The sequence below is a fragment of the Alteromonas sp. AWQ4_252 genome, assembly GCF_056158205.1.
On sequence record NZ_JBSWSV010000001.1, the window covers coordinates 519,125 to 545,865 of the forward strand.

A 26,741-nucleotide genomic window follows, 5' to 3' on the forward strand; every position below is an offset into this window, starting at 1 on the left:
TTTATTCCAACACACTGGCTAACACTGCCTGCATTAATGCATCTACCGTATTGCTACAAATATCATAGCCGTTGCAGTTGGCAAACAGTGTTATCACCGTATTGTTGTGCTCCACATAGGCGTTAGTGGTTTTGTAACCCGCTTCATCACCGCCATGGTGAAACACTACCTTACCATTAATCAGTTCTTTGAAAACGCCTAAGCCGAAATCCATGTCATAAGGCGTTTCAATAATACTGTCTTCTCCCGCCAGAATATCGCGCACTTCATCTGACAACGGACTATCATCAGATATGATTGCCGTAAGCAGAGCAGACAGATCTGTTACGGTAGTTACTAACGGGGCATCAGCAACGCCTACACTGGCGTAAAAAGGCCGGGTATCAAGCATTTCGTCACCAAGTAATAAGTAGCCAGAAATAGCTTCGCCCAGATCATTTTCCCAGCCGCTGTAGTAAGTGTTATTCATACCAAGAGGAATAAGTACCCGATTTCGAAGGGCAGTATGATGATGCTCTCCCAAGACGCTATCTAGCACTAACCCCGCCAGCAAGTAGTGGGAGTTAGAATAGTGAACCCCTTCCCCAGGGGCGAAATACGCCGGTTTGTTAAATACAAAAGACAGGGCGTCGATATCTGACTTGAGCACACCAATACTGCTTTGTCCTGCTTCAAACCACGCCGCCGAGGTATCTGAATCGAGGTAATCATGCACACCAGCAGTGTGATTTAACAACTGCCTGATGGTGATGTCACGGCTGTTGGGAATGTTATCCAGCACACTATCGGGTAGGTATTGCGCTATTTTATCATCAATGTGTAAAACGCCATCTTCGTGCAGCAAAGCCACCAGTAGTGCTGTGGCTTTTTTACCGGCGCTGCCCGCGGGCATTTGCAGATCTGCCGACATGGGCGCAAATGTTGTCCGACTCGCAACACCGGCCGAGCCAGTAAAAGACACCTCATCGCCTTGCACATGCAATATAATTCCGGGAATATCATCACCCACTGTGTCGTCCAGCCAATCCTGATAGGAATCAGTTCCAGGCTGCACCGGAGCAGGCTCTGATGAAGATGATGAGTTACTGGAGCCACAAGCTGACAATAAACTGAGACTTGCCGCTACCAGAAGGGGGATATGTAATCGTGTTGCTTTCATTGGGTTTTCCTTTAATCAGTTACGACCGAACCCAGACCTGCGGCCACCTCGGCGTTCCCGTCGTTAGTTATAATGTTGCCGCTACTTTAGAAAACCTTGGGTGAAGGAAAGGTGAAACATGCCAGATAGTTGCAAAACCCGTCTTCTGGCCGGCGAAAACGCGGTATTCAATCGCTAGTATGAAGAAATGATTCCCACTTAACGAGCTAAAGTAATGTTCCGTTTTACCGGTATATTGAGTTTTATTTGCTGTGTTTGGTTAGTTACATCAGCGCCATGGGCGGTAGCCAATACATCACTTCAGCTGGCATCGACCTACAACAAACACGTAAATCTTGAGCATTATTTAGTGAGTGAAAAGCTCGATGGCGTGCGCGCAAGATGGACAGGCTCAACACTGCTTTCCCGCACCGGTAACCCCATTCATGCTCCGGCGTGGTTTACCAAGCACTGGCCAAATGTGCCCCTTGATGGCGAGCTGTGGACGAAACGGGCAGACTTTCAGCGCATTGCTTCTATTGTATTAAGAGATAAGCCCGATAACCGTTGGCAACGCGTGAAATTCATGCTTTTCGATTTGCCTGACCACGGCGGACCTTTTGTCGAACGGGTAAGCGCAATGACAGAGTTGATGGCCAATACCAACAACAAACACATTGCCGTTATTAAGCAAGTAACCATACGCAATCACCAAACACTGGAAGCGCAACTCCATGAGGTCATTGATGCTGGTGGTGAAGGGCTAATGTTGCATCACAAGCAGGCCTTTTACGCCAATGGCCGCTCACCTCACTTGCTGAAAGCCAAACTGTTCGAGGATGCGGAAGCGCAAGTACTTGCGCACACACCGGGTAAAGGTAAATACGCGGGGATGATGGGAGCATTGGTAGTAAAAACCACAGCGGGTGTGCAGTTCAAAATAGGCACAGGCTTTACCGACAACGACCGGCAACACCCTCCGCCCATAGGTAGTTGGGTGACCTATAAATATTACGGAACGACTGACTTAGGAAAACCCAGATTTGCCAGCTTTTTGCGGCAAAGGCCTAAGGGCGATTTTCCGCCCCCTGTTCGTTAAGAGTATCAGGGTGATTTCTACACCTGCCGAAAAGCTTTAATAAACCATGCCCAATGCCACCAAATTCACACGGCCGTTTTACTGGAGTGTTTTACCGCTGCATTAAGTTTATTCAGCTCTTCCTCAGTAAGATTACGCCATTGCCCCGGGCGTAATTTACCCAGTGTGATATGCATAATACGATTGCGCTTGAGCTTGGTAACCTCATAACCTAAAAATTCGCACATGCGACGAATTTGTCGGTTTAAGCCTTGGGTTAAAATAATAGTAAAACTGAATTTTCCCCTGGGTTTAACTACACAGGGTTTTGTTACCGTACCGAGAATCGGTACACCTTTGGCCATTTTCTGCAAAAATCGAGGGCTGATTGGCTGGTTTACCGTGACCTCATATTCTTTGTCGTGGGCATTTTCCGCACGCAGAATTTTATTCACGATGTCACCGTCGCTGGTGAGCAAAATTAGCCCTTCAGAGGGTTTGTCTAACCGACCTATGGGAAAAATGCGTTCTTTGTGGTTGATAGCATCAATGATATTACCCTTTACATGGCGTTCAGTGGTGCAGGTAATGCCAATGGGTTTGTTGTAAACAATATACACACGGTCAGATTTGTCTTTCGCCACCGCGCCAATTACTTTGCCATCTACCTTTACCACGTCTCCTGCATTTACCTTGGTGCCTAGCTCTGGTGGCTTATTGTTCACCGTCACCCGCTTTTGCTCAATCAGCTTATCGGCTTCCCTGCGCGAGCAATGGCCGGTATCACTGATGTATTTATTGAGACGTTTGGGCTGCTCTGAACTCATGGTGTAACTATCCTGTGGGGCGACATTGCCAGCTGACAAAAAAGAAAACGTATTATACCGGTAAGTTGGACAGTATTCATGCCCGGTACTTGATGTACCCATATGGACACATTACTCTACATTGAAATTGTACAATACAGACGGCTTTAGCTGCACTTCATCCGGCAAGGAAACCCAATGACCATACGCGTTACGCTACAGCAAAATGGCAAAACCACCCGCAAGGAATACCGCACCCATAAAAGTGCCATTCGCAACATTAAGCGCTGGTTTGGTAACAACACAGGTATGGCCATGGTTTACGAACCGGGAAACGAGCCAATGGTTTACCATCATGCACATGAACTGCCTTATCATGAAAATGACCAGCAAACCGACTTCTACAATTCCCAGGCCTGGCTAGCGCTGCGCTTCAAAATACTGAATACCGCCGAACGCTGTTGCAAACTATGTGGCATCACCCCTGACGAGGGCGCAATACTGCACGTCGACCATATTAAGGCTCGCAGCTTGTACCCGGAACTTGCATTGGAAGAGAGCAACCTGCAAATTCTGTGTGATAAGTGTAATAAAGGAAAGATGACGAGTGAGAGTAGGATATAGCAGATGCAGTCAATTTGTTTTACTGTCTAACCCTGCTTCAGGTTTCCTGTATTGAAAAACTTAACAATAATGTGAACAAAAAAACAGTATAGGGGACGAACTTCAGACTTTGGCGGGCATAAACTCAAAGTGTGTCTGGTTCCGAAAAATCTAAAGCCGCTGCTCGATAGAGTAAATGCCTTTACGAAAATACCCACCTGTTTTTATAAATCCTAGCTACCAGGTGCTCAGTTTAAATGAACAAGAGTGTGTTTTTTATCTCAGATAATAATGTGATTCATCAGTATTTCCCCTATCTCGGCAATCACAGCATTGCGCTCACTCAGTGAAAATGTGGTCTCAGTGATATAAATCACGATAATAATGGGAGGCTGATTTTCTCTCCATATTAAAGCATTAATGCCTCGTGAACCGTTTTCTCCAGCGCCGGTGCGATCAGCGATGTGCCATCCTTGTGGCAACACTGAACGCAACAAGCCACCAGATATCCTGTTATTTTGCATTAAGGTTTTGAGGTAATTAGTGCTCTGAGCAGACAGCACATCACCAAAGAAAAGAGTTTTCAAAGATCGCGCCATGGCTAAAGGTGTTGTGGTATCCCGATTGTCGCCGGGCGTTGCTTTGTTTACATCGGGTTCTATCCGGTCTAACCGGGTTGTCTCATCGCCAATAGCCCTCATAAACCGGGTAACGCTGCTAGGGCCGCCGGTATGCTGAAGGATAATATTGGCTGCAGTGTTGTCACTGACAAGCATGGTGGCATCGCAAGCTTGGGATAAGGAGATATGTTTACCTATCAGCTTTTCGGTAACCGGCGACCACTCTACAATACTTATCTGTTCCACCTTGGTCTCAACCTGCGGAGCGAGTTTGCCCTGCTCTGCTAAATACAACATATTGGCGCATGCGAAAGTCTTAAACGTACTCATCATGGCAAAGCGCTCATCGCCTCGATAGTGCCAAAGCACACCGGATTGCGTGTTTAATGTTGCCACACCCACACGCCCCTCGATGCGCGCTTCTATTTTTTTTATGGCATCTCGAAGGTCAGTTGCACAAACTTGTTCTGAAACAGATATAAGCGCAAGTAACAACAGGAATAGAAATTTCATTTGAATCAACCCGCGACTAAGGTAATGGCGTTTGGAAGGCAGTTATCTTGCCACAACTCACCACCCAAACAACAGAAAACTTACATGTCGCGACACGCTCAGCAACCAGTCTGAATGTTGATGAGCTTCTTTACGTAATTGCATGAGATCGTTCTGGTCGAACACGCGACCTTTCTGAATTACCATCTTAGGGCTGCGGAGAGTGCTCAATGATGTCAACGGGTTGCTCTCAAGTAGCAGTAAATCGGCTTGCATGCCTGCTTCAATTCGCCCTACTTCATTGCTTTTGCCCAAAGCGTAAGCTGCATTCTCGGTGGCGGCCAACAATACGTCATTAACAGGTATAGCCGCAGCAACCATCAGTTCTATTTCATCAATGGTCGCCGGGCCAGGCAAACCAGTTAGCGCACCGGCGTCAGAGCCTAAAACCAACCTGACCTCTCTTTCGTACATGAGTTTGGTCAGGTAGTGAAAATAGTTATCCGTCCTGAGGTTGTATTCCCCCAACGCTGGCGACGCGCCCAACCAGCGCTTGAATGAGGTCTGCTCGTATATATATCGTGCGAATGGCGTGATGGCGTCCTGGTCGGTTTGCTGCAAATATGCTTCTTTTTCAGTACTTAGACGGGTTAATTCACGATTCACGGCCAATGTGGGCACCAGGGCAACATCGTGCTGTACGAAAAACCGTGCTGCTTCTTCAGCTTTTTCATTATCAAACGTTTGCTTGAGAAACCCGTCATAGATTTCCTCGGCATGCTCGAAGGTACGCAGCGCACCGTGCGCATCAGGTTTTTGGCTCATTAAGTCATAAGATGGATGCCCGGCCACCATAACGCCAAGCTCACTTGCTTCGTCTAAAATCGCGGTATATGTTTGTGCGTTTAACCCCTCATATACTTTGATGAAATCGTAGCCCTTTGCAATGCAGTCGCGCACAAGTTGGCGAGCGTGGTTGGGGTCGTCCACGGGAATTTGAGACAGCCGGTCGCCTTGTTCAACGCTATTGAAAATAGGACTGGAAAGCACTAACTGGCTACCAAACCATTCCCCGGCGTTCAATTCACCCCGCCACTTTAAATGGTAGGAATACCCCCCCATATTGCGCACCGTTGTTACGCCTGCAGCCAGTGCAGATTTAGCATAACTTCGGTCTAAAACATGAACATGTGCATCTATCAAACCCGGCATTACGTAGGCTTGCTCACCGTCAATAATGGGCAGTGACACTTGCGCTTCGAATTCCGCCATGGGAACAACTCTCGAAATTACACCCTCTCGCACTATAAGCGCCTGGGAAGGTACGATTTGATGAGTATGCAAAGAAAGCACATTCACATTGGTTAACACAAAGCTGTCAGGTTTATCAAGGTTGAGCTCGGTGCTACCTTTCTCGGCATATTGATAAAGCCACACAGCCGTAGAAAAAGCGAACAACAAGAGTAAAATTATCGCGATGCTTTGCAGGCAACGCCACAGTACATGAGATATATAATTGCTTTGCATTTCAGGACACTCCAAACACAGTAAATTGTGTTCGCAGGCTAGTGGTCAGCGCCTTTGCTATCGACCAGAATCATGATTCTAGACTTTTTAAATAACGTCCAGGCGACATTCCGGTGTGCTTTTTAAACACGGCGTTAAAAGATGACTTAGAGCTGAAACCTGCATCTAATGCCATATCCAATAGATTTTTTTTCGGCTGAGACATTGCCATCTCAACCACGTAAGTAACACGCAGCCCGTTGATGTAATCGGCAAAACTCACGTTGCCGCCTTTGTTGATAGCCCAGGAGATATCTTTGCTGTTTAGCCCGGTAGTTTCAGCAATATCATGCAGTGTTAAACGCGGCTGTAAAAAAAGTGAATCCCGTTTAACTCTGGCATCAATTTCAGCAAAGATTGTGCTGGCGTGTTCATCGGCGCTCTCTTCGCTGCGCGCTTCATTACTTTTTTCAGATGCTTCGAATTCACCTAAACCGTCAAATATCTCGGGTTGCCGCACAATGCCAACAAAAAAGCCGCTTAACAGTATGAGAAGGATAACTTGATCGATCAGATACCACTGATTTCGAAAGTCATAGGGCAAATAAGGCTGTAAATTTGCGCGAGCGACTTCAATCACTATCAGGCACATAAGGGTAAACAACAAGCTCAACAACCAGCGCAATTGCAAACGTTCGGTATCAGAACGCCGCTCTCTGACAGCATGCTGGTAACGCAGTATAAGAGACAAAGAGAACTTGAGATAAATAAGCTGGCTTAATGCACCAAATGCCAGTACCCAGTTTATATAGGCGTGAAAAAATAAGGCGATAATTGCAGGCAGAAAATGCGCAACATCCCTGCGGGACAAAGGCGAGTCATGACGTACCAATACTCTGACGAACAGGTATAGCCCAGGACCACTGGCCAGGCTTAAAGCAGGACTGGCAACTACCGGTATCAGCTGCAACTCTTCCATAAAATTGAAGAGCACGGCAATAGCCTGCAGAGCAAACGCTAAGATCACTCCACCATAGCGTGGCCCGCCACGCAGGGAAAATACTGCCAAACAACTGACAAACAGCATCAGCAACTGAATAATGTTAACCGGTAGAAGCGGTATTGAGCTAAGCAAAGGCAGTCTCGGTGTCGCAAATTTTGCGCAGGAAAAAACAGCCAGCTTTCCTTAAGAAAACTGGCTTTATCACTTAAGCTTTGAGCCCTTTTTCAAGAATAGTGAGCATTCTTTCCCAGGCAATATCTGCCTGCTTCTCGTTGTACACCCGTGAGTCTGGTGGAGTCCAGCCATGCAATGTGCCCGGGTACACAGCAATATCAGCCTGGATATCCGCTTTCTCGTAAGCTTCTTTTAGCAGAGGTTCCATTTTAGGGCTTTTTTCGGCGTCATTTTCCGCGATGGCATGCAGTGCCAATGCAGTGGAATCACCAACTGTTAAATGAGGGCTGTCATCTTCAGTAGTTGCTATACCGCCGCCGTGAAAGGTAGCAATGGCTCCTACTTCCTGTGGGAATTCTGCGGCAGCGTGCATAGTGAACGTCCCGCTCATGCAATACCCAAGCACGGCTTTTTTCGCTTTTTCATCTACCGCATCCTGCTGATTAAGGAAATCAAAAAATGCCCGATTGTCTGAGTTTGTGTTCTCAGGCGTTAATTTAGCTCGCATGGGCCGCAGTATTTCCCACGCTTCAGGAGCCGGAAACTTAATACCGTCGGGCAATGCAGCGCCTTTAACATCGCGGTAAAAAGGGTTTACTACCAACACAGCGTAGCCACTTGCGGCTAGCCGCTGCCCCATTAAATCGAACGCAGCCCGACGCCCCATAATATCAGTCCACATTACCACCGCAGGGTAAGTGCCTGATTTAGGTGTAGCCAACAAGCAGTCAACTTCACCATCTGGCGTAGTAACTGTCACCTCGCGGCTGGTAACGTCGCTGGAAGCCATGGCAAATTGTGGAAACGCAGAAACAAACGCACCCAACCCCATTAACTTATTGAAATCACGACGATGTAATTGCCCACCCTTTTTAGCAAACTTTGCTATGTCTGATTCAGTTCTGTCGTCGCACATGTGTAAGCCCTCTTAATGTTGTGAATTAACGCGCTTTTTTCATAGGTGATTATTCATACTACCACTATCACAAAATGGGGTCATTCTGTTTGCAAAATGCGATGCATAACTAACCTTTCACAAAGATTTCGCCACTTTCCATCTATTTTATATCCGGTTTTTCGCCCACTATTGTTAGTATATTTTGAAGAGACTGACAGAGCCATTGGTGCTGTCTTTAAATCAGATAGTTGAGTTTATTTCATGAGTGCCAAGGCAAAAGACACCCTGATCCGCATCGTAAGCATGCTGGGACTTATTCCAATTTACCCTCGCTGGACGACCGCGCGGCAACTGCACACGGCGTTAACTGCCAAGGGTTTCGATGTCAGTAAGCGCACAGTGGAGAGAGATTTAAACACTATATCTGTGCTCTTTGAGTTAGTTGATTCCGACAGTCCGGATGGCAAAAAATGGTCGTTTAATCGCGAAGCCAAGCATACGTACCTGCCTTCTTTGTCTCTCGAAGAAGCGCTGTCGCTTAAAATGACACAGCAACACCTCAGGTTATTTTTGCCCGCCAATGTATTTGCCACACTCGACGCGTTATTCAAAAAAGCAGATGACGTTATCCGTCACCAACCGGCCTATGCCCGTTGGAGTAAAAAAGTTGCGGTTATCCCGCCCGGTTTGGACATTAAAACTCACGATATTAGCGCCGAACTAAACCAGGTCATTTATTCAGGCATTCTAAACAACAAGATGATTGAAGTGTCTTATGGACGCTTGAAAAGCCCACGAAAAGTGAAACCACTTGGGTTGATTATACGCAACAATAAGCTTGTACTTCCTTGCATTTTTGATGGCTATGACGACATTCGCCTCATCCTTGCACACCGTATTAACCATGCGCGATTAACCGACACCACGTTTACTGATGATTTTGACCTCGCTGAATATATCGATTCAGAAGCACCCAGGAATTTAATTTCCGGCGGAGACATATCCTTAGAGCTGGACGTAACAGGAGTGGCCGCTACCATACTCAGAGAATCTACCATTGGTAAATGTCAAAAGCTCCAGGCTATTGACGAAAAATGGTGGCGATTTTCCGCCACTCTAAAGCACACCTTTGAACTGGAGCACTGGATTAAGGGACATATCGACTGTATTCGAATTGTTCAACCTGCGTCGCTGAAGCAGCGCATTGTTCAACAATTGCAAGCGGGTTTGGCTTTCCAGTCACAATAAATTTCGCTCTCCCACACCCCAAGCGACACAGCTTGTCGCACCAATTTGGCATACTCCTTCTGACGTTCGACAATAGAGGCAGTTTCGCTAATGTTTAATAAAAAACCGTATTCTCACCATACTGAATCTCTGGATGATCTACAGCGTCTATGGGCTTTCCGCGCGGTTGTTGATTTAGATGGCATGAACCAGTTAGTTAATGGTAAAACGTTTCGTTCCGACACAATTGCCAGACAACTGGGTTTAGACCCGGATTTAATAAAACGGCATGGTAAAAAGGGGGTCAAAGAACAACTCAACGCCATGCTAGCGATACTGGAAGAAACCCCGCTTTCACTGTCATCACAGAGTGAAATTCTGCGTGAAAACATTCACGAATTCGCGGAAGTGGCGAACATAGATACAGAAAGTATTCAAGTACTTGAATTTGTTGTTCACTTACTTGCAAGTCCCACGCTGGAAACACTCACAGAACACCTCAGTGTGAAAACACTCGCCCAAACAAGCGCCGTACTGGCAAGGTTACTCGACCTACCGGTTAACTGTGTAAAGCAGGCGTTACGTGATTCAGGCAGGCTTATTCAAAGTGGCTTAGTGGTATACAACAACTACAGCGACACCCTGTATGGACGATTAGATTTAGCCAACGAAAACCTGGTTGATGTGCTATGTGACGAACAGTTCTGCTGTGACAAGCTTCTCGAACATGCGGTTACTATTGCACCTTGTGCCCATTTAAAAGCTAAAGACTTCGATCATTTAAGCGGCTATGTTTCTATGATCCTGAACTACCTTAAAAACAAGCAGCAAGGTTGCAACATTCTGCTTTACGGGCCTCCCGGCACAGGAAAAACACAGCTCACCCGTTTAATTGCCAATATGGCACGTTGTCAGCTTTTCGAAGTCGCCACTGAAGGCGAGAACAGCCAGGCTATCGAGGGTTCTCAACGTATGCATCGTTATAAACTGGGTCAGAATCTACTGGATGCCAACGAAAGTATTTTGTTATTTGATGAAATAGAAGACATTTTTGAAGATGGCGGTTTTTTTATGCCAAGCACTGCATCGAAACACAAAGCCTGGCTAAATACCATGCTGGAAACTAACCCGGTCCCCACCTTCTGGTTATCGAATTCTGTCCATGGGATCGACCCCGCCTACCTGCGCCGTTTTGATATTGTCATTGAGGTTCCTATTCCGACACTTAGCCAAAGAAAGCGTATTGTACAACGCTGCTGCAAGAAGCATTTATCAAAGGCGACGATTGAGATAATTGCCAAGCGGGATGATATCTCTCCGGCTCTGCTTGCGCGCACCGCAAGCGTTACCAGTACCATCACTGACGGTAGCAATGCAGAATCTATTTTTCTCAAGTTGCTCAATCAGAGCTTAAAAGTGGCAGGGCTAGGCAGAGTGAAAATCAAGAAGACATCCCCATCGAATAGCGCACTTTACAGCCTTTCATATCTGAACACCAACACAGATATAAATCAGCTCTTAGCAGGCCTGAAACAACACCCGGATGCCAGAATTTGTCTGTACGGCCCACCCGGCACGGGAAAAACAGCTATATCAAATCATATCGCCTCCTGTCTCAATAAGCCTTTGCACACCCATAAAGTGTCAGATCTAATGTCTATGTATGTGGGTCAGTCTGAACGCAATATCGCCAATGCGTTCGCAAGTGCTCAGAGCGATGGGGCTGTATTAATTCTTGACGAGGTGGATAGTTTTCTCCAGGACAGGGTGAAGGCCACAAATTCCTGGGAAACCACGCTGGTAAACGAAATGCTTACTCAAATGGAGTCCTTTGAAGGCATTTTCTTTGCCAGTACTAATTTAGTGAATAATCTTGATAAGGCCGCGTTAAGACGTTTTGATTTAAAAGTGGAATTTCAATACTTACGACCCGAACAAGCTGAGCTGCTTTTTATCCGATATGCACAAACGTTACAATTAACGGGTATCAAAAGCAGTCACAAAGCCACCGTTCGAGGGATTAATAATATCGCCCCTGGTGATTTCGCGGCAGTTTACAGGCGTCATCGCTTTTCACCAATCAGCACGGTAGCACACTTTATTGAAAGCCTGGAGGCAGAGACCAGCTTAAAACAGCCAGTAAGCCGGCCTATTGGTTTTATCTGAACGCCGTTAAAACCGCCAGGCAATCAGAGCCACGGCGGTTTTTTAGCTTCCCAAATACTGCTTCAAAAAATCGCCATGGGTGGGTAGCGACTGCACCTGCTGCGACACATGTTGCTGCAAGCCATTCATAAAGCGGGTGAGTTCTTCAGTGTTCATTTCGTCAGCCACCCGGTGATATTGTTCCGGCAACAAGCCCTGGCCTAACATCACTTGCGTCCATGAATCTACCCGGAAGATGTCACCGTCGTCTAAAAATACTCTGCCTGTTTGTTTAAACAGATTAATTTTGTGGGTAAGTGAAGAAGGAACAGGCATACGCTGGCAGTGCTGCCAGAAAGGTGAATCGTTACGATTAGTGACCTTGTAATGCATAACGATGAAATCAAGAATGGCGGCCATCTCACTGTTGTATTTGTTGTTATATTCGTCAATGGCACTCTGGGTTACGCCATCAAACGGAAACAAACGCAATAACCGTATGATGCCTGTCATGATCAAGTGAATACTGGTGGATTCCAGCGGTTCTATAAAGCCACTGGCAAGCCCCAGCGCAACACAGTTTTTATTCCAACCCAGGCGACGCTTGCCAGGCGTAAACTGAATAACCCGGGGCTCGTTAATGGATTTGCCGCTTACTTGTTTACCCAGGGTTTCCTTGGCTTCCTCATCACTCATGTAACGACTGCAATAAACCAGGCCATTCCCCACCCGATTTTGCAGTGGAATTTGCCATCGCCAACCTGCTTCGTGTGCCACCGAGCGGGTAAAGGGTGCGGGCGCTTCAACACTTTCAGTTTGCATGGCGACAGCGCGATCACACGGTAGCCAGTGCGACCAGTTTTCGTAACCTGTATGTAGCGCCTGTTCTATTAAAAGCCCTTTAAAACCAGTGCAGTCGATAAACAAATCCCCCGCCAGAGTGCGTCCATCGGCTAAGGTTAACGATGTGATATCGCCCGAGGTGGTATTCACGTTAACTTTGTCGATGTCTCCCTCAACGTGTGTCACGCCGAGGTTTTCAGCGAACTGGCGTAAAAACTTACCGTACGCCACCGCATCGAAGTGATAGGCGAAGTTGATGGGCATCTTGTTGCTTATGCCAAACTTGTATTGCTCAGCGGCTTTAAGTTCAAAGCAATAATCACCAAAGGCTGATTTCAACCCTTCGCGCTGTGCACGCATCCAAAAATGATGAAACTCCCCTGCCCAACATTCACGCCCGGTCACACCGAAGGAGTGTATGTAAGCGTGTTCTGGTTCCCGCCAGTTGGCAAATTCAATACCCAGTTTGAAGGTGGCATTGGTAGCGCGCATAAACGCTTTTTCATCAATACCAAGTAACTTGTGAAAAGTGCGAATGGGTGGAATAGTGGCCTCACCAACGCCCACAATGCCAATGTCTTTGGACTCCACCAGCGTTACCTTCACAGATTTGCCAATTAACCGTGATATCGCCGCAGCCGCCATCCACCCAGCTGTACCGCCACCAGCAATGATTACCTTTTGTACTCTGTTTAACGAGGTGTCGGACGTATTCATAACGGCACTCCGGATTGTTGTTGGCGTTCGCAAATGGCACTGAGTAGCGCTCGATTGTCGGGCAGGCCTTGGGAAAACTGTGTTAGTGTCGATTTTAGCTTATCTGCAATGGCGGTAGCGCGCTTTATCATTTCACTGTTCGCCGCCAACGCTTGCGACTGTGTGTGAAAACCCATGCCATAAAGCACAAACTGATAACTGGCTGAGGGGAAGATTTCCTCATTCTGGATCACGTCATACCGTGATGGAGGCTGATATTGCCACAACGCCAGTAGCTCACGAAGTGACTCTGGCCAGGTGGCCGGATCCCGATGTGCGTTCCAGTAAACATCGTTGGTTCTTTGATTAATGGCATAATGCAGTTTGATAAAGTCGATAACCCGCGCCCAGCGATAAGCAAAGCGTTCGTTATAGCGCGCTGCCAGCATGGTCATGTGATCGCGGTTTTGCGGAAATTGCTCGCACAACATGCGAACGCCCAGCTCGACCATGGCCACAGCCGAGGCCTCCAGAGGCTCAATAAAACCACTTGCCATGCCCAAGGATACACAGTTACGTGTCCAGAATTCCTTGCGATAGCCAGGTACAAAGTGCAGTTGTCTGCATTCTGCCTGCTGGGCCACATCCGCTGGTAAACGCTTTGTCAGATACTGCTTTAAACACTGTTCAATTTGATCAGGCTCAGCAAAATCGCTGCTGAATACCATACCCACACCGCGGCGATGCTGCAGGCCAATATCCCAACTCCAACCCAGAGGATGTGCAGTGGCAATGGTGGTAGAAGCAATCGTATTGTCTTTTGCATCGTAAGGTACCTGAATTGCCATGGCTGAATCATTGAGTAGTATGTGTTGCACTGACTGCCAGGGCACCTTGTAGTGTTTGTCGGCCAGCAGTGCCGCCTGACCACTGCAATCAATAAACAGGTCGCCTTCAATGGTTTTTCCGCATTGTGTAGTGAGCGCTTTAATGTCGCCGTTGATGTGGCTAACCACCTGCTCTATGTGTGCTTTTACGTAATTTACACCGAGTTTTTTGACGCAATGATCTGACACCATGTCGGCAAGTTTGGTGGCGTCGAAGTGATAACCATAGTTAAGCACATAGGCATAATCTGGGGTGGCTAGCTGTTTCGGCGCCTTGTGCTGCTCGCAAAGCGCAGGTTGCACGCTAAATACCCGGTCGTATGGCTTATCACCATGCAAGGCTTGCCAACAAGCGTGAACATCTATTTCGGTATAGCCAGCGGGGTTCGTAAAGGGGTGATGATAGCAGTCTTTTTCGCTGCCATCGCGCCAGCCAACAAACGTCGAGCCTTGTTTAAAAGACGCCTGGCAATGGCTGATGAAAGCCGATTCAGACAAGCCGATTTCCCGCAATGTATCACGCAGTGACGGCCAGGAGCCTTCACCCACGCCAATTGTGCTCACATCAGGAGATTCAATAAGCGTGATGGCAATGCCCTGCTCGCGCTCTCCGTGTTTGCCAAGCTTGGCCGCCAGCATACCCGCACACAGCCAACCAGCGGTGCCGCCGCCCACAATGACGACGTTTTGAGTAGGTGCATTCACTACTGCATCCCCTTCACAAAATTTAGTGACTTACTTTAACGCAAAAATGACGCGGGGCGTTACTTCCCCGCGTCATTCTACGTGTTGCTATAAGCAATGATGTTTAGAACTTGTAGCGAACGCCAACCGCGTAACGGGCGCCGAGTTCATCCATCTTCCACAGCATGGCACTGGTGCGGCCGTGACGGCGGGCATTTTCTTCAGTAATGTTAATGCCCTCCAGCGATACGGTAAGATCTTCGCTGAAGTCGTAAGACACGCTAAAGTCAATTTGTGAGTACGCTTCGGTGTAACCCGGCTCGTTCACATATTGCGAGGTTGTATCTAAGAACTTATCGCGCCAGTTGTAAGCGATACGCGCCTGGATCCCTTCTTTTTCATACATCAGGATCAAGTTAGCAGTGTCGCTTAACCCCACCAGCGCAAACTGAGTAACCGATGGGTCGGCGTCGTTATCGAAAGCAATATCTCCGTTAACCGTGGTGTAGTTACCCATCACACCAAAACCTGTTTCTCCGAAGAAGTGTTGTGCAGCTAGCTCAAAGCCATAAATATTTGCAGCACGGTTGTTCACAGGTTTAGAGTTGATGAACACAGACAGCGGATCATCACCATTTGGCAGTACGTCATACGCAGCTTCAAATTGCTCATCGGTCATAGACGAGTAATCTACGCCGTTTTCCATAGCTGCGACCATGTTAAATAGCGATGTATCGCTTAACGGAATGCCTAAACGCTCAAGTTCAGCAGCAGCGGCAACAGCACGTGGACCGGCAGTCGCATCACGCAGCCCGAAGATATTTTCCTCTACCTGCTCGTTACCGATAAAGTTCTTAACCCGCTTGTCGTAGAAACCCACTGATACGTAGCTGGTTTCGTCGAAATAGTATTCAAACGATAAATCGAGGTTATCTGATTCAAGCGGCACCAGCGCTGGGTTACCCGAACTCGCCGTTGCTGTCGCTTCGCCTGTGATCAATGTAGGGCCACTTGGTGGTGACACAGTAGCAGCTGCACTTAAGTTATTATACGTTGGGCGGGCAATGGTTTTGCTGTAAGAGAAACGAGCAATCATGTTTTCCTTCACTTCAATATCGAAGTCCAGGGCTGGCAAAATATGATCGTAGCTTGAATCAACGCTTACATCTTCCATATCGCTACCGAAACGCACGTTGAAGTCGTTGTTTCCTTCCCAGGCAATGCCGCTAGGCAAGCTGATATTCGCAATGGACGTCACATCGGTATTTTCATAACGCACGCCAGTTAACAAGTTATACGGCATGCCGTTCAATTCGCCATCTAAATCGAACTCGAAGTACACCGCTACAATGTCTTCTTTAATCGTACGGTTAGTAGCAAACGGGTTGTCAGCCACCAGGTTAAAGCCGTACTCAGAGGCTGCAAATGCGCCCAGCGCAGCAACGCTACCGGTAAAGCCCTGAGAGAACATGCCGTCTGTATCGTAATCGCTGAACTCATTGGCTAAATCTAATGGTGTCAGGATTCCAGCTGGCAGTTCACCTGGGTTTTCAATACCCCAGTTGCCCATGGTATGGCGGGTCAGTGATTGTAGTGACGTGCTCTCCATCGAGCGCGATTCCACACCAAAGTTAATGCTGCCCGCGTCCATGTAATAAGAACCGTCTATTCTCGCTTGAGTAATTTCGGTATCTTGCAAGGCGTAGTTCATGTCAAGAATTGATGTACCTACATCGTCCTGATCAAGCGTGCCATTGGGGTTGAGGTTACCACGGGATACATCGTCAAAATCCACGAACATGATGGGGAAGTCGCCGGTGAAATCAACGCCCTGCCCGCGTACTACGTTTGCGCCCAAGCCAAAGTTAGTCCAGGTGCCGTAAGGCGCATCCGGACGACCTTCAGCTGTTGAATTGTGAATGTCGAAGTTTAATGTCAGATCGTCATTCACGAAATACTCGATATTCAAGCCGATAGACTTATTCTCGTTTACCTGGTTTAACTCCTGCATCGCAAGTCCGAGGTCACGAGGTGCTAAATCACGACGTTCCTGAGTAATCAACACCGGCGTTTTAACGGTTTCATCGTCAAAGGTCAGCTCGGTGAAATAACGGTCATCCATCCAAATTGATTGTTCAGCACGTGCTTCAAACAAATCTTGTTTCGAATAGGTGTAATCCAGCGTGGCTACGATATCTTCCGTTGGCGCAAACTGAAAGGTAAGCTGTGCGTTCGTTCTTTCACGCTCACGGTCGGCCATGAAGTAGCGCAAATCAGAAGGAATGGCGAATAACTGGCCCATTTCAGGTGCGTTGTTAAGTACGATTGGGTCTCCGCTATCCGGGTTCGACGGATCAGGAGATTGCGGGATCGTGCCATCGTAAGGGTTAACACGCCACTGGTTCACAAACGCACCTTGCGATGCACTGTCACGCTGTTGGAAAGAACCGGTGAAAGTAAAACCAAACCGTTCATCTTCGCTTAGGAAATTGAACATGCCTGATACTTCAGGGGTTACATCATCACCCACGCGATTAGTGGTATCGGCCAGAGCTTTGGCGCCAATACTTGCAGAAAAGCCAGTTTCAGTGGCATCAAAAGGCCGTGATGTACGAATATTGATGGATGCGCCAATACCGCCTGTAGCGATACTCGCACGCCCTGTTTTATACACTTCAACGGCGCGAACACTCTCTGATGCCAGATCAGAGAAATCGTATGCACGAGAATTGGGAGTACCACCACCTCCAGGTAGGGCAGAACCAGGCATTGTTCTGCCGTTTAAGGTAACCATATTAAAATCGGGGCCAAAGCCACGGGCCGTGACCTGATTACCTTCACCATTGTTACGGCTGATGGAAATACCTGTTATACGTTGCAAGGATTCAGCGAGGTTTGTGTCGGGGAATTTACCAATATCGACTGCAGAGATTGCATCTACAACCCCTGACGAATCGCGCTTGATACCCATTGATTCCTGAACACTACCGCGAATACCCGATACCTGAATAACTTCTACATCGTCATTTGCATCCTGTGCTTGCACCGGGAACATTAAAGTTGTGCCCAGTATTAAAGACAGACTATTCGCAAGTTTGCTTTTCTTAAGAATTGTGTGTGTCACCGTCTTTCTCTCTTCGTTGATGTGCATGAAATTAGCGCTCTCGAGAAAGGGCTTTCTCAACCCTACCCACAAAAACAATCGCCCCGCAAGAAAGCGCTTTCTCAAAACTATAAGAACAACCATTTAAGATCAACATATTTTTTACATAAAGTGCATATCAATTAGCATTTAGATTAACACCATATAAACTTACCTCCACATTTTAACAACAAAATCAATATTTTATTTAAACTTTCCGCTATATGGGATGATTGCCAATTAAAATAGCTATTTTTTTAGACAGCCAATTAGTTTACGATAATTTAAAGAAAGCGCTTTCTCATGACAGCTGAGTTGTGCTATAAACCAAACACATTTTATGCTACTGACTTATTGATGCGTATTTGCAGGCAGCATGACAACTAACCGCTCAAGTGATGTAGATAATCTTCACTTGGCTCTTAGGAGCAGTTAACACCATGAAAACAATTAATCTTCCCAAGAGTAGTGCGCTTCGCGAACGCGCTTTTTTGTTCGGAACGGCTACCTCTTCGTTTCAAATTGAAGGGGCCGCAGACAGCCGTCTGAAATGTATTTGGGATACCTTTTGCGAACAAGAAGGGAAGATTGCTGACAGTAGCGATGGCCTTGTAGCCTGCGAACACGTGGAAAGATTTAAAGAAGACATTGATCTTCTGGAAGACTTAGGTGTGGATGCCTATCGCTTTTCTATTTCCTGGCCTCGGGTAATGAAGGAAAATGGCGAGCTCAATCCTCAGGGCGTTAAGTTTTACATTGACTTATTAGATGAGTTGGCGAGTCGTGGTATTAAGGCCTTTGCAACCCTTTATCACTGGGATTTACCACAATACCTGGAAGACAATGGCGGATGGCTTAATCGGGATACCGCCTATGCGTATCAGCATTATGTTGCCTGTATTACCGAGGCGCTTGGCCCTCGCGTTCAGGCTTACGCGACGTTTAACGAGCCGTTCTGCTCAGCTTATCTGGGCTATGAAATCGGTGTACACGCTCCTGGAAAAACAGGCAGGAAGCATGGAAGGACCGCAGCGCATCACATCCTGCTTGCCCATGGCCTTGGCATGAAAACCCTGCGCGAACATGCGCCTCATGCACAACATGGTATCGTACTGAACTTCACACCATGTTATTCGGTGTCTGATACTCCGGCTGATCGTCTGGCGACACTGTACGCCGACGAGTACATCAACCAATGGTATATGCAACCCGTGATGGAAGGTAAGTATCCTCATGTGTTGGACAAGCTCGCAGAAGAAGACAAGCCAGACATTCAACCGGGTGACATGGACATCATTTGTCAGCCGCTTGATTTCCTGGGAGTAAACTTTTATACCCGCTTAACCTATTCGACATCTGAAGTAGAAGGCGAATTGTTTACTGAACACGCTCATCAAGGTCCGAAAACGGCAATTGGCTGGGAAATTTACCCTCAGGCGTTCTATGACCTGCTTACCTCTTTGAACGCTCGATATAAATTGCCACCTATCTACATCACCGAAAATGGTGCCGCCATGCCAGATAAGCTGGAAAACGGTGAAGTTGCCGATAACGATAGAATAGACTACTACGAAGCCCACTTGGGAGCCTTGTCGGATGCCATTGACGCTGGGGTTAATGTGGCTGGCTACTTTGCCTGGAGTTTAATGGATAACTTCGAGTGGGCAGAAGGCTATGAGATGCGGTTCGGGTTAGTCTACGTTAATTTCGACACGCAAGAACGGCTACTCAAACATAGCGCACACGCTTATAAGTCGCTACTTTCACAGCGAAAATAAGGAGAACGAGAGCATGTCTCAGTCGCTTAGTGTTAAAGAGAAGATCGGTTATGGACTGGGGGATGCTGCGGCAAATCTGGTTTGGCGTGGAGCACTGGCTTATTTAGCCGTTTTTTACACTGATACATTTGGTATTAGCGCGGCGGCCGCTGCCATGCTGTTTCTTGTGGTGCGATTATCCGATGGCGTCACCGACATCATTATGGGCATGATCGCCGACCGTACGAATACGCCCATGGGCAAATTTCGCCCCTGGATTTTAGCGTCAACGCCTTTTCTCGGCTTGTTTATGATTTTGTGCTTTAGCACACCGTCATTTTCTGACACGGGTAAGCTGGTTTACGCCTACATTACTTACATTGGGCTAACGCTGGCCTATACCGCCAATAACGTTCCCTATTCCGCTTTGATGGGCGTGATGACCGCCGACGATCACGAACGCACCAAGTTATCAGGTTTCCGTTTTGCCGGTGCCTTCCTTGGTGGATTATTGGTAATGGGCTTTCTTCCCATGTTGGTGGCCTTCTTTGGCGGCGACGGTGAAAACGACGCCTTGGGTTATCAGTACACCATGTACGTGTTCGCCGCCTTGTTGGTGGCGCTGATGCTGATCACCGTATTCACCACCAAAGAACGTATTACTCCCCACCAACAGGCAAAAACCAGCCTGCGAAAAGAGTTATCAGATTTATCTACACAGTTGCCGTTTATTCTGATCCCGTTAGGTGCCATTACCGCCTTTTTCTACTTCCGCAACTGGCTGTCGGGCATCATATTTGTCGTGGTGATGGCGGCAAGTTGGTATTTTGTGAAAAAGCTAATCGCGCGACCAGAAGCGAACAACTCCCGCTCGCAGCAAGACATCATCGACCTGTTAACAAACAAACCCTGGTTGATATTACTGGGCATGGGCTTTTTAACCATGATGTTTAACGGCATTCGCTACGGGGTCATTGCATATTACTTCAAATACTACCTGAATGATGCGTCACTTACCGGGCAGTATTTCATTGTACTTTTAGTGGTATCTATCGCAGGTGCCTTTGCAACGCCGTGGCTGGCCAAACGCTTTGGTCGTAAAATGCTTTTTGTTGCTTCACTTATTATTAGTAGTGTGATCACCTGCGGGATTTATTGGGTGCCCATGGGCGAAAGTGGCATTATGCCCTTGTTCGTTTTAGGCGGCGCGGCTGAATTTTTTGCCGCTATCATGCCCACGTTATTCTTTTCCATGTTAGGGGATTCTGCCGACTATAACGAATGGCGTACGGGGCGAAGAGCCACCGGTCTAACTTACTCAGCTGGTTCCTTTGTACAAAAAACCGGTGGCGGGTTTGCCGGTGCTCTGGTGTTATTGGTGTTGGGCGCTTATGGCTATGACGGCATGGATGTGACCACCATCAACCACGCACTTCCTGGCATGCAATCGTTGATGAGTTGGATACCCGCTATTTTCGGCTTTGTCGGCGCAGCCCTAATTATGTTCTATCCGTTGTCAGACAGCAGTCAGAAAGAGATGACAGATACGCTGCGTTTGCGCAGGACAGAAGAAGAGCAGACACACACGCAATAGTGCGTGAAGGTAATCAAACCTGGAAGCAAATACTTTACAAACATCATCGACACCGTAAACTGCCAGGTAGAACAAGGATAAGAGAGTAAAAGTGGCGACAATATACGAAGTAGCCGAGCGCGCAGGCGTTTCGCTTTCTACCGTTTCAAGGGTGTTAAACGGCAATAAAACCGTTAACGAAGCACTACGGGCAAAAGTAGAACAAGCAATGCGAGAACTCAATTATCGCCCGAGTTCTGTTGCCCGCTCCCTTGCGAACAGTCGCACTGACAGCATTGGCATATTGGTGTCAGAGCTTAATTCGCCGTTCTTTGGTGATTTGATGCAAGCCGTTGAGTCCACCCTACGCGAAGCAGACAAACACGTGATTATTACTGTTGGTCACAACAACCTGGAAACCGAAAAAGACGCCGTTGAGTTTTTGATCAGCCGTAACTGTGACGCCCTCATCATGCACGTGGAAGCCATGAGCGACGATTACCTGCGCGAGTTAAACGCCAACCGTCTGCCCGTTTCAGTTGTTAACCGTCAGGTGGAAGGTCTGGAGAGCGCTTGTGTGTGTTTGGATAACGAGCGCGGTGGCTACCTTGCCACCCAGCACCTTATCAAACTCGGGCACACACGCATCGCCTGTATTTCCGGCCCTTCAAAAGCCCGCGATGCCCGTTTGCGCTTGGCCGGACACCGCCGCGCCTTAGCTGAGGCAGGCATTCCTTGGTCTGAGCAATTGTACTATGAAGGTAAGTACGAAGAAGATGATGGCAAGCAAGGGCTACAAACCCTGTTGTCGCGCAACAAACCCTTTACCGCACTGGTGTGCGCAAACGACTGGATGGCGTCAGGCGCAATGAGTTGTGCGCGGGACTTAGGCATGAAACTGCCCTACGACCTCTCTATTATCGGTTTTGATGACGCTGTATTCGCGCACCACGTTTACCCGCGCCTCACGACCGTTAAAAACCCTATTTATGAGATGGGTGAGATGTCTGCCCGGGTTATTCTCAATGCGGTATACGGCGAATCATTACCTGTTAAAACCTTGTTCGACCCCAAATTGATTTTGCGAGAGTCGACCATTGTCTGTCAGGCCGGAGAATAAATAGCTCATACCGCACCCCTGCTGTAACAAAATTTAGCAACCTCTTAAGGCGCTTTATAATGTGTAGCAGCAGGAATGAAGATTAAGCCCCATCCTCAATTGCTAAATAGTCTCGTAAGGCATGCCGACGTACTGACGAGCGATAACTTCCTGCCCCGCGCGATGAGAGAGGTAAAAATCCAGCTCCGATTGCATGAACCGATCGAAAATTCTCTTTTCCATTCCATTGATTTCTTCTTGGTTAAAATCATGCAGCATATTACTCATCCACCAAGAAAAACGTTCTCCATGCCACACCCGTCGAAGCGCTATATCTGAATAGCGTTGGGCTGCGCCTTTTTCACCGTGAATGTATTCCTTAGTTAGCAATTTGTACAATGTATAAACATCAGAGGCTGCCAGATTAAGTCCTTTAGCGCCGGTGGGAGGAACAATATGTGCAGCATCACCAACCAAGAATAAATTGCCCCATTGCATTGGCTCACATACAAAACTTCGCAAAGGAGCAATACTTTTCTCAATACTGGGACCAGTAACCAGTTTATCTGCAGTTTCTCTTGGAAGCCGCTTCTTCAGCTCCTCCCAAAATCTCTCGTCACTCCACTCTTCTACTTTGTCACTTAGTGGCACTTGCAGATAATAGCGGGAACGTGTTTCAGAACGCATGCTTGCAAGTGCAAATCCCCGCTCGGTTTTGCAATAAATAAGCTCGTCACTTACCGGAGGTGTGTCACTGAGTACGCCGAGCCATCCAAAAGGGAACACCCGCTCATGCTCGGTGCGCACGTCTTCGGGAATAGTTTTACGGGAAACGCCATGGAAGCCATCACATCCGGCAATAAAATCGCACTTCAACGTAAATTGCTTCCCTTTTTGCGCAAAAGTCACATACGGTGATCCAGTTTTTACATCGTGAAGCTGTACATCGTCAGATTCGTAATATGTAACCAGCCCTTTATCATGTCTGGCTTCCATCAGATCACGTGTAATCTCTGTTTGACCATAACACATAACAGCGCTACCACTTGTTAAGTCTTCCAGATCAATACGATATCGTTTTCCGTAATAGGCGATATCAAAACCAGTGTGCACATGCCCTTCCGCATCCATGCGTTCACTAACACCCGCTTCTCTGGCTAAGTCAACAAACCCTTGCTCAAGAATACCAGCGCGAATTCGCCCCAGAATGTATTCACCAGAAACCCGGTCAATGATGATGTTCTCAATACCCTGCTTCGCCAGTAACTGACCAAGTAATAGTCCAGAAGGACCCGCTCCGATAATAGCAACTTTCGTGTTTATAACTTGAGTTTCTTGCATTTTTCTCTCCAGGCATATTGCAATACTCCAGATAATGCTCGCTTTAGAGGTTTTTTTTAATTCAGTTATGACGCAAATTATTGTACTTTTTAATCATTGCTCATTTTAAGGGTTACCCATGTCGGATCCAGCAATACCGTTTTATCATCTTTACGGCGAGTCATTTATCAGAGATGACCCGGGTTTTGTACATGTAGAAGATATTGCAAGTCGAAGCCGGGGATTGGGGTGGGAAATCAGCCCGCATCGACACAACCAGTTGGCGCAAATCGTGTGCGTATTTGACAATACCTGGCAGGTTGACCTCGATGACCAGAAGCTCAGCCTTGCAGGGAATTGGGCAGTCGTCATTCCGCCGGGTACGGTTCATGGATTTCAATTCTCACAAGGCACTAACGGATATGTCCTGTCAATTAATACCGATGTTATTCGCGCGGACGGATCTGAAGAATCGCGATTAGATATTCATGGCTTAATTTGGCAACCTCAGGCTACTGAGTTTAACGACAAAAGTCAGGCCGACCGCTTTCATACTTTGTTGTCTTTGCTTAGTGATGAAATGGAAGTACATGATGTTAATCACGCATTTGCCGCAAGCAGGCTGCTTCAGTTAATTTTCCTCACCCTTTCCCGCCAGCAAAAAAGAAACGCTATAAACGCCGGAAACACCCGCAACGAAGCACGGGTTCTAATGGGGTTCAGAGAATTAATCGACGCGCATGCTCAAGATCACCTTAGCGTGGACCAATACGCTGAAAAACTGCATGTTTCAGTAGCAACATTAAATCGTGTTTGTCAAAATTTACTGCAAGATTCCCCAAAGCGAATTGTCCATCTTAAACTAATAGGCGAAGCCAAAAGGCGCCTCATCTATACCCGACAGACTATCGATGAAATTGCACAGACACTGGGGTTCAAAGACACGCCTTACTTTTGCAGGTTCTTTAAACAATTTACCGGAACGACAGCCGGAGCTTTCAGAAAAAATAGCGCTATCAGCTAACGTGTTATCTGAATTTGTTGATTGGATTTTCTCAAGCTTCACATCGGTGTGAGAGTAACCTCAGGAATTCTGACTGGATCCGCGTTGGCTGCCAGTCTTTGTGCAAAGTATATCCGATATTTCTCTCAGTACCCGGCAGATGCAATGGGCAAGTGGCCAGCAGTCCAGCTTCAACTTCGGGCGCAATCTGACGCGCAGGCAGCAGTGCGACGCGTTCGCTACTTAGCAAAATGCCGCGTGTCGCGACCAATGAACTACATTCAATAACATCTTTGGGCTCGGGCAGATGGCGTTCAGAAAAAAGACGTCCAAATACGGCTCTTGACGGCGTGCCTGTGCGCGGTGCTATCCATTTGCAGGAAGCAAGCGCTTGGGCGGACAAATCAGACACTGTGGCAAGAGGATGCTTTGCCCTGACTACTAAACAAAGATCATCGGAAAATAATCTGTGCTGCACAATGTCGGCACTGGGCAGAGGAGTTCGCAGAGCACCGACGATAAGATCAAGCTGGCCATGCAACAACGCGTTAATTTGCTCGTCGTACGGACCATCCACTATGCTTACCTGTGCTTGCGGGTAGCGCTCGAGCAGACGCAAAACCGTTTCAGGTACGATAGACGTCAAAGCCAATGGCAGGCTTCCTATTCGCAACGCACCGTTAAGCAAGCCCGTGATCTCATTCAGCTCATCAACCCCCTGATGTAGCTCGGTAAAGTACAAGCTTACATAGCGACTGAGTTGTTTTGCCCGCCACGTGGGTTCAACACCTTTAGGCGCACGGTGAAATAGTGTCAGCTCACACAGATCCTGCAAATCTTTTATGGTTCGATGTAGCGTTGGCTGGGTCAGTCCCAACCTCACCGACGCAGCCGTATAACTTTGCAATTCGGTAATTGTAACTAACGCCTGAAGCTGCCGGGCGGTGACATTGCGAACGAAAGACTGAATTTTACTCTTGTCATTAGTAAAGCAGGCAGACGCACAACTGCGTAAAAAACCAATTGCCCGTTCAACGCGACGCAGAAAAGGGTCCCCGGCCGGTGTAACGAACATGCCAGAGTTAGTGCGCTCAAAAAGAGAATGTCCCAGTTGAGCCTCCAGTTTATTGATCCCCTGAGTGATTGCAGACTGGGTTAGATAAATGTGACGTGCAGCCTCAGTAATGGTACCCGTTTCTTTTACTTCAATTGCACTTAGTAGATGTCTGACGTTAAACATTGCCCGCCCCAAAACTCATTATAGAAAATTCTAATACCAAAAGACGATCTTCTAAAGTTATTTTTACAAATGAGTAACGCATACTGTTTAGTAGCTTACAACTGAGGCAAATAGTATGACGGTATGCATTACTCACACACCAAGGCCAAGCGCACAGACTTGCGCTAATTATGAAGGCGCAGAAGTTGCTACTGTGCATGAAGCACAAGGCAGAAAGGGCTTACTCGCAACTTACATGCGACCGATTTACTCGCCAGCCAGTATTGCCGGCCCAGCGGTCACTTGTCAGGTAGCTCCGGGCGATAACTGGATGATTCATGTAGCGGTTGAACAGTGTCAGCCAGGAGACGTCTTAGTTGTCTCACCGACCAGCAACTGTACTGACGGTTTCTTCGGTGACTTGCTCGCCACATCATTGAAAGCCAGAGGCGTAAAGGGTCTCATCATAGACGCTGGAGTTAGAGATATAGCCGCCCTGGAAGAAATGAATTTTCCCGTATGGTCGAGAGCGATATCCGCGCAGGGCACCGTTAAAGAAACACTTGCCAGCGTTAATGTGCCGACAGTTTGTGCCGGTGCACTTATTCATCCAGGAGACATGATTGTTGCCGACAGCGACGGTGTTGTTGTTGTGGCCAGAGCGGATGCCGACGCTGTTCACGAAAAGGCACAGCAACGACTTGCTGCCGAGGAAGAAAAGCGCGTACGTTTAGCGTCAGGGGAACTCGGTTTGGATATTTACAAAATGAGAGAGCGACTGGCTGATAAAGGCCTGCGTTATGTTAAGTATAGCGGCGAGGAATAACT

20 protein-coding genes are annotated in these 26,741 nt (G+C 47.5%); 9 read left to right on the forward strand and 11 right to left on the reverse strand.

The genetic code is table 11. From position 1 onward, the window contains the following. Nucleotide 1 precedes the first annotated feature (1 nt). Nucleotides 2-1,159 carry a serine hydrolase domain-containing protein gene (locus ACXACM_RS02270; RefSeq protein ID WP_474819508.1) on the reverse strand — a complete coding sequence of 386 codons (1,158 nt, stop codon included), beginning with the start codon at nt 1,157-1,159 and terminating at the stop codon, nt 2-4. Between the two features lie 214 nt (nt 1,160-1,373). Between ACXACM_RS02270 and ACXACM_RS02275 the strand changes: the two genes are divergently transcribed. Beyond that, nucleotides 1,374-2,237, forward strand: coding sequence for a DNA ligase (locus ACXACM_RS02275; RefSeq protein WP_474819510.1), 864 nt, complete (start codon nt 1,374-1,376; stop codon nt 2,235-2,237). Between the two features lie 65 nt (nt 2,238-2,302). Here ACXACM_RS02275 and rluF read toward each other — a convergent pair whose 3' ends face one another. Next, nucleotides 2,303-3,043 (reverse strand): 23S rRNA pseudouridine(2604) synthase RluF, encoded by a 741-nt coding sequence (gene rluF, locus ACXACM_RS02280; RefSeq protein WP_474824193.1) that lies wholly within the window; start codon nt 3,041-3,043, stop codon nt 2,303-2,305. Nucleotides 3,044-3,220: 177 nt separating this feature from the next. On the opposite strand from rluF, the gene ACXACM_RS02285 reads away from it, so the two are divergent. Next, a complete protein-coding gene (locus tag ACXACM_RS02285) occupies nt 3,221-3,646 on the forward strand; it encodes an HNH endonuclease (RefSeq protein WP_474819512.1) in 426 nt (141 codons plus the stop codon). A 260-nt stretch (nt 3,647-3,906) separates the two neighbouring features. On the opposite strand, the gene bla is transcribed toward ACXACM_RS02285, so the two are convergent. The 4 genes from bla to ACXACM_RS02305 all read right to left on the reverse strand — a co-directional run bounded on the left by bla (nt 3,907) and on the right by ACXACM_RS02305 (nt 8,336). After that, the gene (gene bla, locus ACXACM_RS02290; protein WP_474819513.1) at nt 3,907-4,758 is read right to left on the reverse strand and encodes a class A beta-lactamase; all 852 of its coding nucleotides are present in this window, start codon (nt 4,756-4,758) and stop codon (nt 3,907-3,909) included. Between the two features lie 57 nt (nt 4,759-4,815). After that, the gene (locus ACXACM_RS02295) at nt 4,816-6,264 is read right to left on the reverse strand and encodes an amidohydrolase family protein (RefSeq protein ID WP_474819515.1); all 1,449 of its coding nucleotides are present in this window, start codon (nt 6,262-6,264) and stop codon (nt 4,816-4,818) included. A gap of 70 nt (nt 6,265-6,334) precedes the next feature. Then, complete coding sequence (locus ACXACM_RS02300) at nt 6,335-7,378, reverse strand: helix-turn-helix domain-containing protein (RefSeq protein WP_474819516.1); 1,044 nt, start codon at nt 7,376-7,378, stop codon at nt 6,335-6,337. A 73-nt stretch (nt 7,379-7,451) separates the two neighbouring features. Continuing rightward, nucleotides 7,452-8,336: a dienelactone hydrolase family protein gene (locus ACXACM_RS02305; RefSeq protein ID WP_474819517.1), complete on the reverse strand. Its 885-nt coding sequence runs from the start codon at nt 8,334-8,336 to the stop codon at nt 7,452-7,454. 243 nt (nt 8,337-8,579) lie between these two features. On the opposite strand from ACXACM_RS02305, the gene ACXACM_RS02310 reads away from it, so the two are divergent. Both ACXACM_RS02310 and ACXACM_RS02315 read left to right on the forward strand, forming a co-directional pair. Beyond that, nucleotides 8,580-9,566 (forward strand): helix-turn-helix transcriptional regulator, encoded by a 987-nt coding sequence (locus ACXACM_RS02310; RefSeq protein WP_474819519.1) that lies wholly within the window; start codon nt 8,580-8,582, stop codon nt 9,564-9,566. 90 nt (nt 9,567-9,656) lie between these two features. Beyond that, complete coding sequence (locus ACXACM_RS02315) at nt 9,657-11,711, forward strand: AAA family ATPase (protein ID WP_474819520.1); 2,055 nt, start codon at nt 9,657-9,659, stop codon at nt 11,709-11,711. A gap of 42 nt (nt 11,712-11,753) precedes the next feature. Here ACXACM_RS02315 and ACXACM_RS02320 read toward each other — a convergent pair whose 3' ends face one another. The 3 genes from ACXACM_RS02320 to ACXACM_RS02330 form a co-directional block, all read right to left on the reverse strand. Beyond that, nucleotides 11,754-13,250 carry a tryptophan halogenase family protein gene (locus ACXACM_RS02320; protein WP_474819521.1) on the reverse strand — a complete coding sequence of 499 codons (1,497 nt, stop codon included), beginning with the start codon at nt 13,248-13,250 and terminating at the stop codon, nt 11,754-11,756. Beyond that, entirely contained in the window at nt 13,247-14,821 is a 1,575-nt protein-coding gene (locus tag ACXACM_RS02325; RefSeq protein ID WP_474819522.1) for a tryptophan halogenase family protein, read from the reverse strand. Before ACXACM_RS02325 ends, ACXACM_RS02320 begins: the two co-directional genes overlap by 4 nt. 103 nt (nt 14,822-14,924) lie before the next feature. Beyond that, nucleotides 14,925-17,855 carry a TonB-dependent receptor gene (locus tag ACXACM_RS02330; protein ID WP_474824195.1) on the reverse strand — a complete coding sequence of 977 codons (2,931 nt, stop codon included), beginning with the start codon at nt 17,853-17,855 and terminating at the stop codon, nt 14,925-14,927. A gap of 527 nt (nt 17,856-18,382) precedes the next feature. Between ACXACM_RS02330 and ACXACM_RS02335 the strand changes: the two genes are divergently transcribed. The 3 genes from ACXACM_RS02335 (at nt 18,383) to ACXACM_RS02345 (ending at nt 22,392) form a co-directional block, all read left to right on the forward strand. Beyond that, entirely contained in the window at nt 18,383-19,720 is a 1,338-nt protein-coding gene (locus ACXACM_RS02335; protein ID WP_474819524.1) for a GH1 family beta-glucosidase, read from the forward strand. Between the two features lie 13 nt (nt 19,721-19,733). Further along, entirely contained in the window at nt 19,734-21,293 is a 1,560-nt protein-coding gene (locus ACXACM_RS02340; RefSeq protein WP_474819525.1) for an MFS transporter, read from the forward strand. A gap of 91 nt (nt 21,294-21,384) precedes the next feature. Beyond that, nucleotides 21,385-22,392, forward strand: a complete 1,008-nt coding sequence (locus ACXACM_RS02345) for a LacI family DNA-binding transcriptional regulator (protein WP_474819526.1) — start codon at nt 21,385-21,387, stop codon at nt 22,390-22,392. 102 nt (nt 22,393-22,494) lie between these two features. Here the strand turns inward: ACXACM_RS02345 and pobA are convergent, their stop codons facing one another. Then, on the reverse strand, nt 22,495-23,712 hold the full coding sequence (pobA, locus tag ACXACM_RS02350; RefSeq protein WP_474819527.1) for a 4-hydroxybenzoate 3-monooxygenase: 1,218 nt from the start codon (nt 23,710-23,712) through the stop codon (nt 22,495-22,497). Between the two features lie 118 nt (nt 23,713-23,830). Here pobA and ACXACM_RS02355 point away from each other — a divergent pair, with 118 nt between their 5' ends. Then, nucleotides 23,831-24,715: a helix-turn-helix domain-containing protein gene (locus tag ACXACM_RS02355; RefSeq protein WP_474819528.1), complete on the forward strand. Its 885-nt coding sequence runs from the start codon at nt 23,831-23,833 to the stop codon at nt 24,713-24,715. 31 nt (nt 24,716-24,746) lie between these two features. On the opposite strand, the gene ACXACM_RS02360 is transcribed toward ACXACM_RS02355, so the two are convergent. Beyond that, a complete protein-coding gene (locus tag ACXACM_RS02360) occupies nt 24,747-25,934 on the reverse strand; it encodes a LysR family transcriptional regulator (RefSeq protein ID WP_474819530.1) in 1,188 nt (395 codons plus the stop codon). Between the two features lie 115 nt (nt 25,935-26,049). On the opposite strand from ACXACM_RS02360, the gene ACXACM_RS02365 reads away from it, so the two are divergent. Beyond that, nucleotides 26,050-26,739 (forward strand): 4-carboxy-4-hydroxy-2-oxoadipate aldolase/oxaloacetate decarboxylase, encoded by a 690-nt coding sequence (locus ACXACM_RS02365; RefSeq protein WP_474819531.1) that lies wholly within the window; start codon nt 26,050-26,052, stop codon nt 26,737-26,739. The last annotated feature ends 2 nt before the right edge of the window (nt 26,740-26,741 follow it).

Coding starts and splice junctions, on each gene's coding strand:
- ACXACM_RS02270 (WP_474819508.1), bottom strand. CDS start 1,159: ATGAAAGCAACACGATTACATATCCCCCTTCTGGTAGCGGCAAGTCTC.
- ACXACM_RS02275 (WP_474819510.1), top strand. CDS start 1,374: ATGTTCCGTTTTACCGGTATATTGAGTTTTATTTGCTGTGTTTGGTTA.
- rluF (WP_474824193.1), bottom strand. CDS start 3,043: ATGAGTTCAGAGCAGCCCAAACGTCTCAATAAATACATCAGTGATACC.
- ACXACM_RS02285 (WP_474819512.1), top strand. CDS start 3,221: ATGACCATACGCGTTACGCTACAGCAAAATGGCAAAACCACCCGCAAG.
- bla (WP_474819513.1), bottom strand. CDS start 4,758: ATGAAATTTCTATTCCTGTTGTTACTTGCGCTTATATCTGTTTCAGAA.
- ACXACM_RS02295 (WP_474819515.1), bottom strand. CDS start 6,264: ATGCAAAGCAATTATATATCTCATGTACTGTGGCGTTGCCTGCAAAGC.
- ACXACM_RS02305 (WP_474819517.1), bottom strand. CDS start 8,336: ATGTGCGACGACAGAACTGAATCAGACATAGCAAAGTTTGCTAAAAAG.
- ACXACM_RS02310 (WP_474819519.1), top strand. CDS start 8,580: ATGAGTGCCAAGGCAAAAGACACCCTGATCCGCATCGTAAGCATGCTG.
- ACXACM_RS02315 (WP_474819520.1), top strand. CDS start 9,657: ATGTTTAATAAAAAACCGTATTCTCACCATACTGAATCTCTGGATGAT.
- ACXACM_RS02320 (WP_474819521.1), bottom strand. CDS start 13,250: ATGAATACGTCCGACACCTCGTTAAACAGAGTACAAAAGGTAATCATT.
- ACXACM_RS02330 (WP_474824195.1), bottom strand. CDS start 17,855: ATGTTCCCGGTGCAAGCACAGGATGCAAATGACGATGTAGAAGTTATT.
- ACXACM_RS02335 (WP_474819524.1), top strand. CDS start 18,383: ATGAAAACAATTAATCTTCCCAAGAGTAGTGCGCTTCGCGAACGCGCT.
- ACXACM_RS02340 (WP_474819525.1), top strand. CDS start 19,734: ATGTCTCAGTCGCTTAGTGTTAAAGAGAAGATCGGTTATGGACTGGGG.
- pobA (WP_474819527.1), bottom strand. CDS start 23,712: ATGCAAGAAACTCAAGTTATAAACACGAAAGTTGCTATTATCGGAGCG.
- ACXACM_RS02355 (WP_474819528.1), top strand. CDS start 23,831: ATGTCGGATCCAGCAATACCGTTTTATCATCTTTACGGCGAGTCATTT.
- ACXACM_RS02360 (WP_474819530.1), bottom strand. CDS start 25,934: ATGTTTAACGTCAGACATCTACTAAGTGCAATTGAAGTAAAAGAAACG.
- ACXACM_RS02365 (WP_474819531.1), top strand. CDS start 26,050: ATGACGGTATGCATTACTCACACACCAAGGCCAAGCGCACAGACTTGC.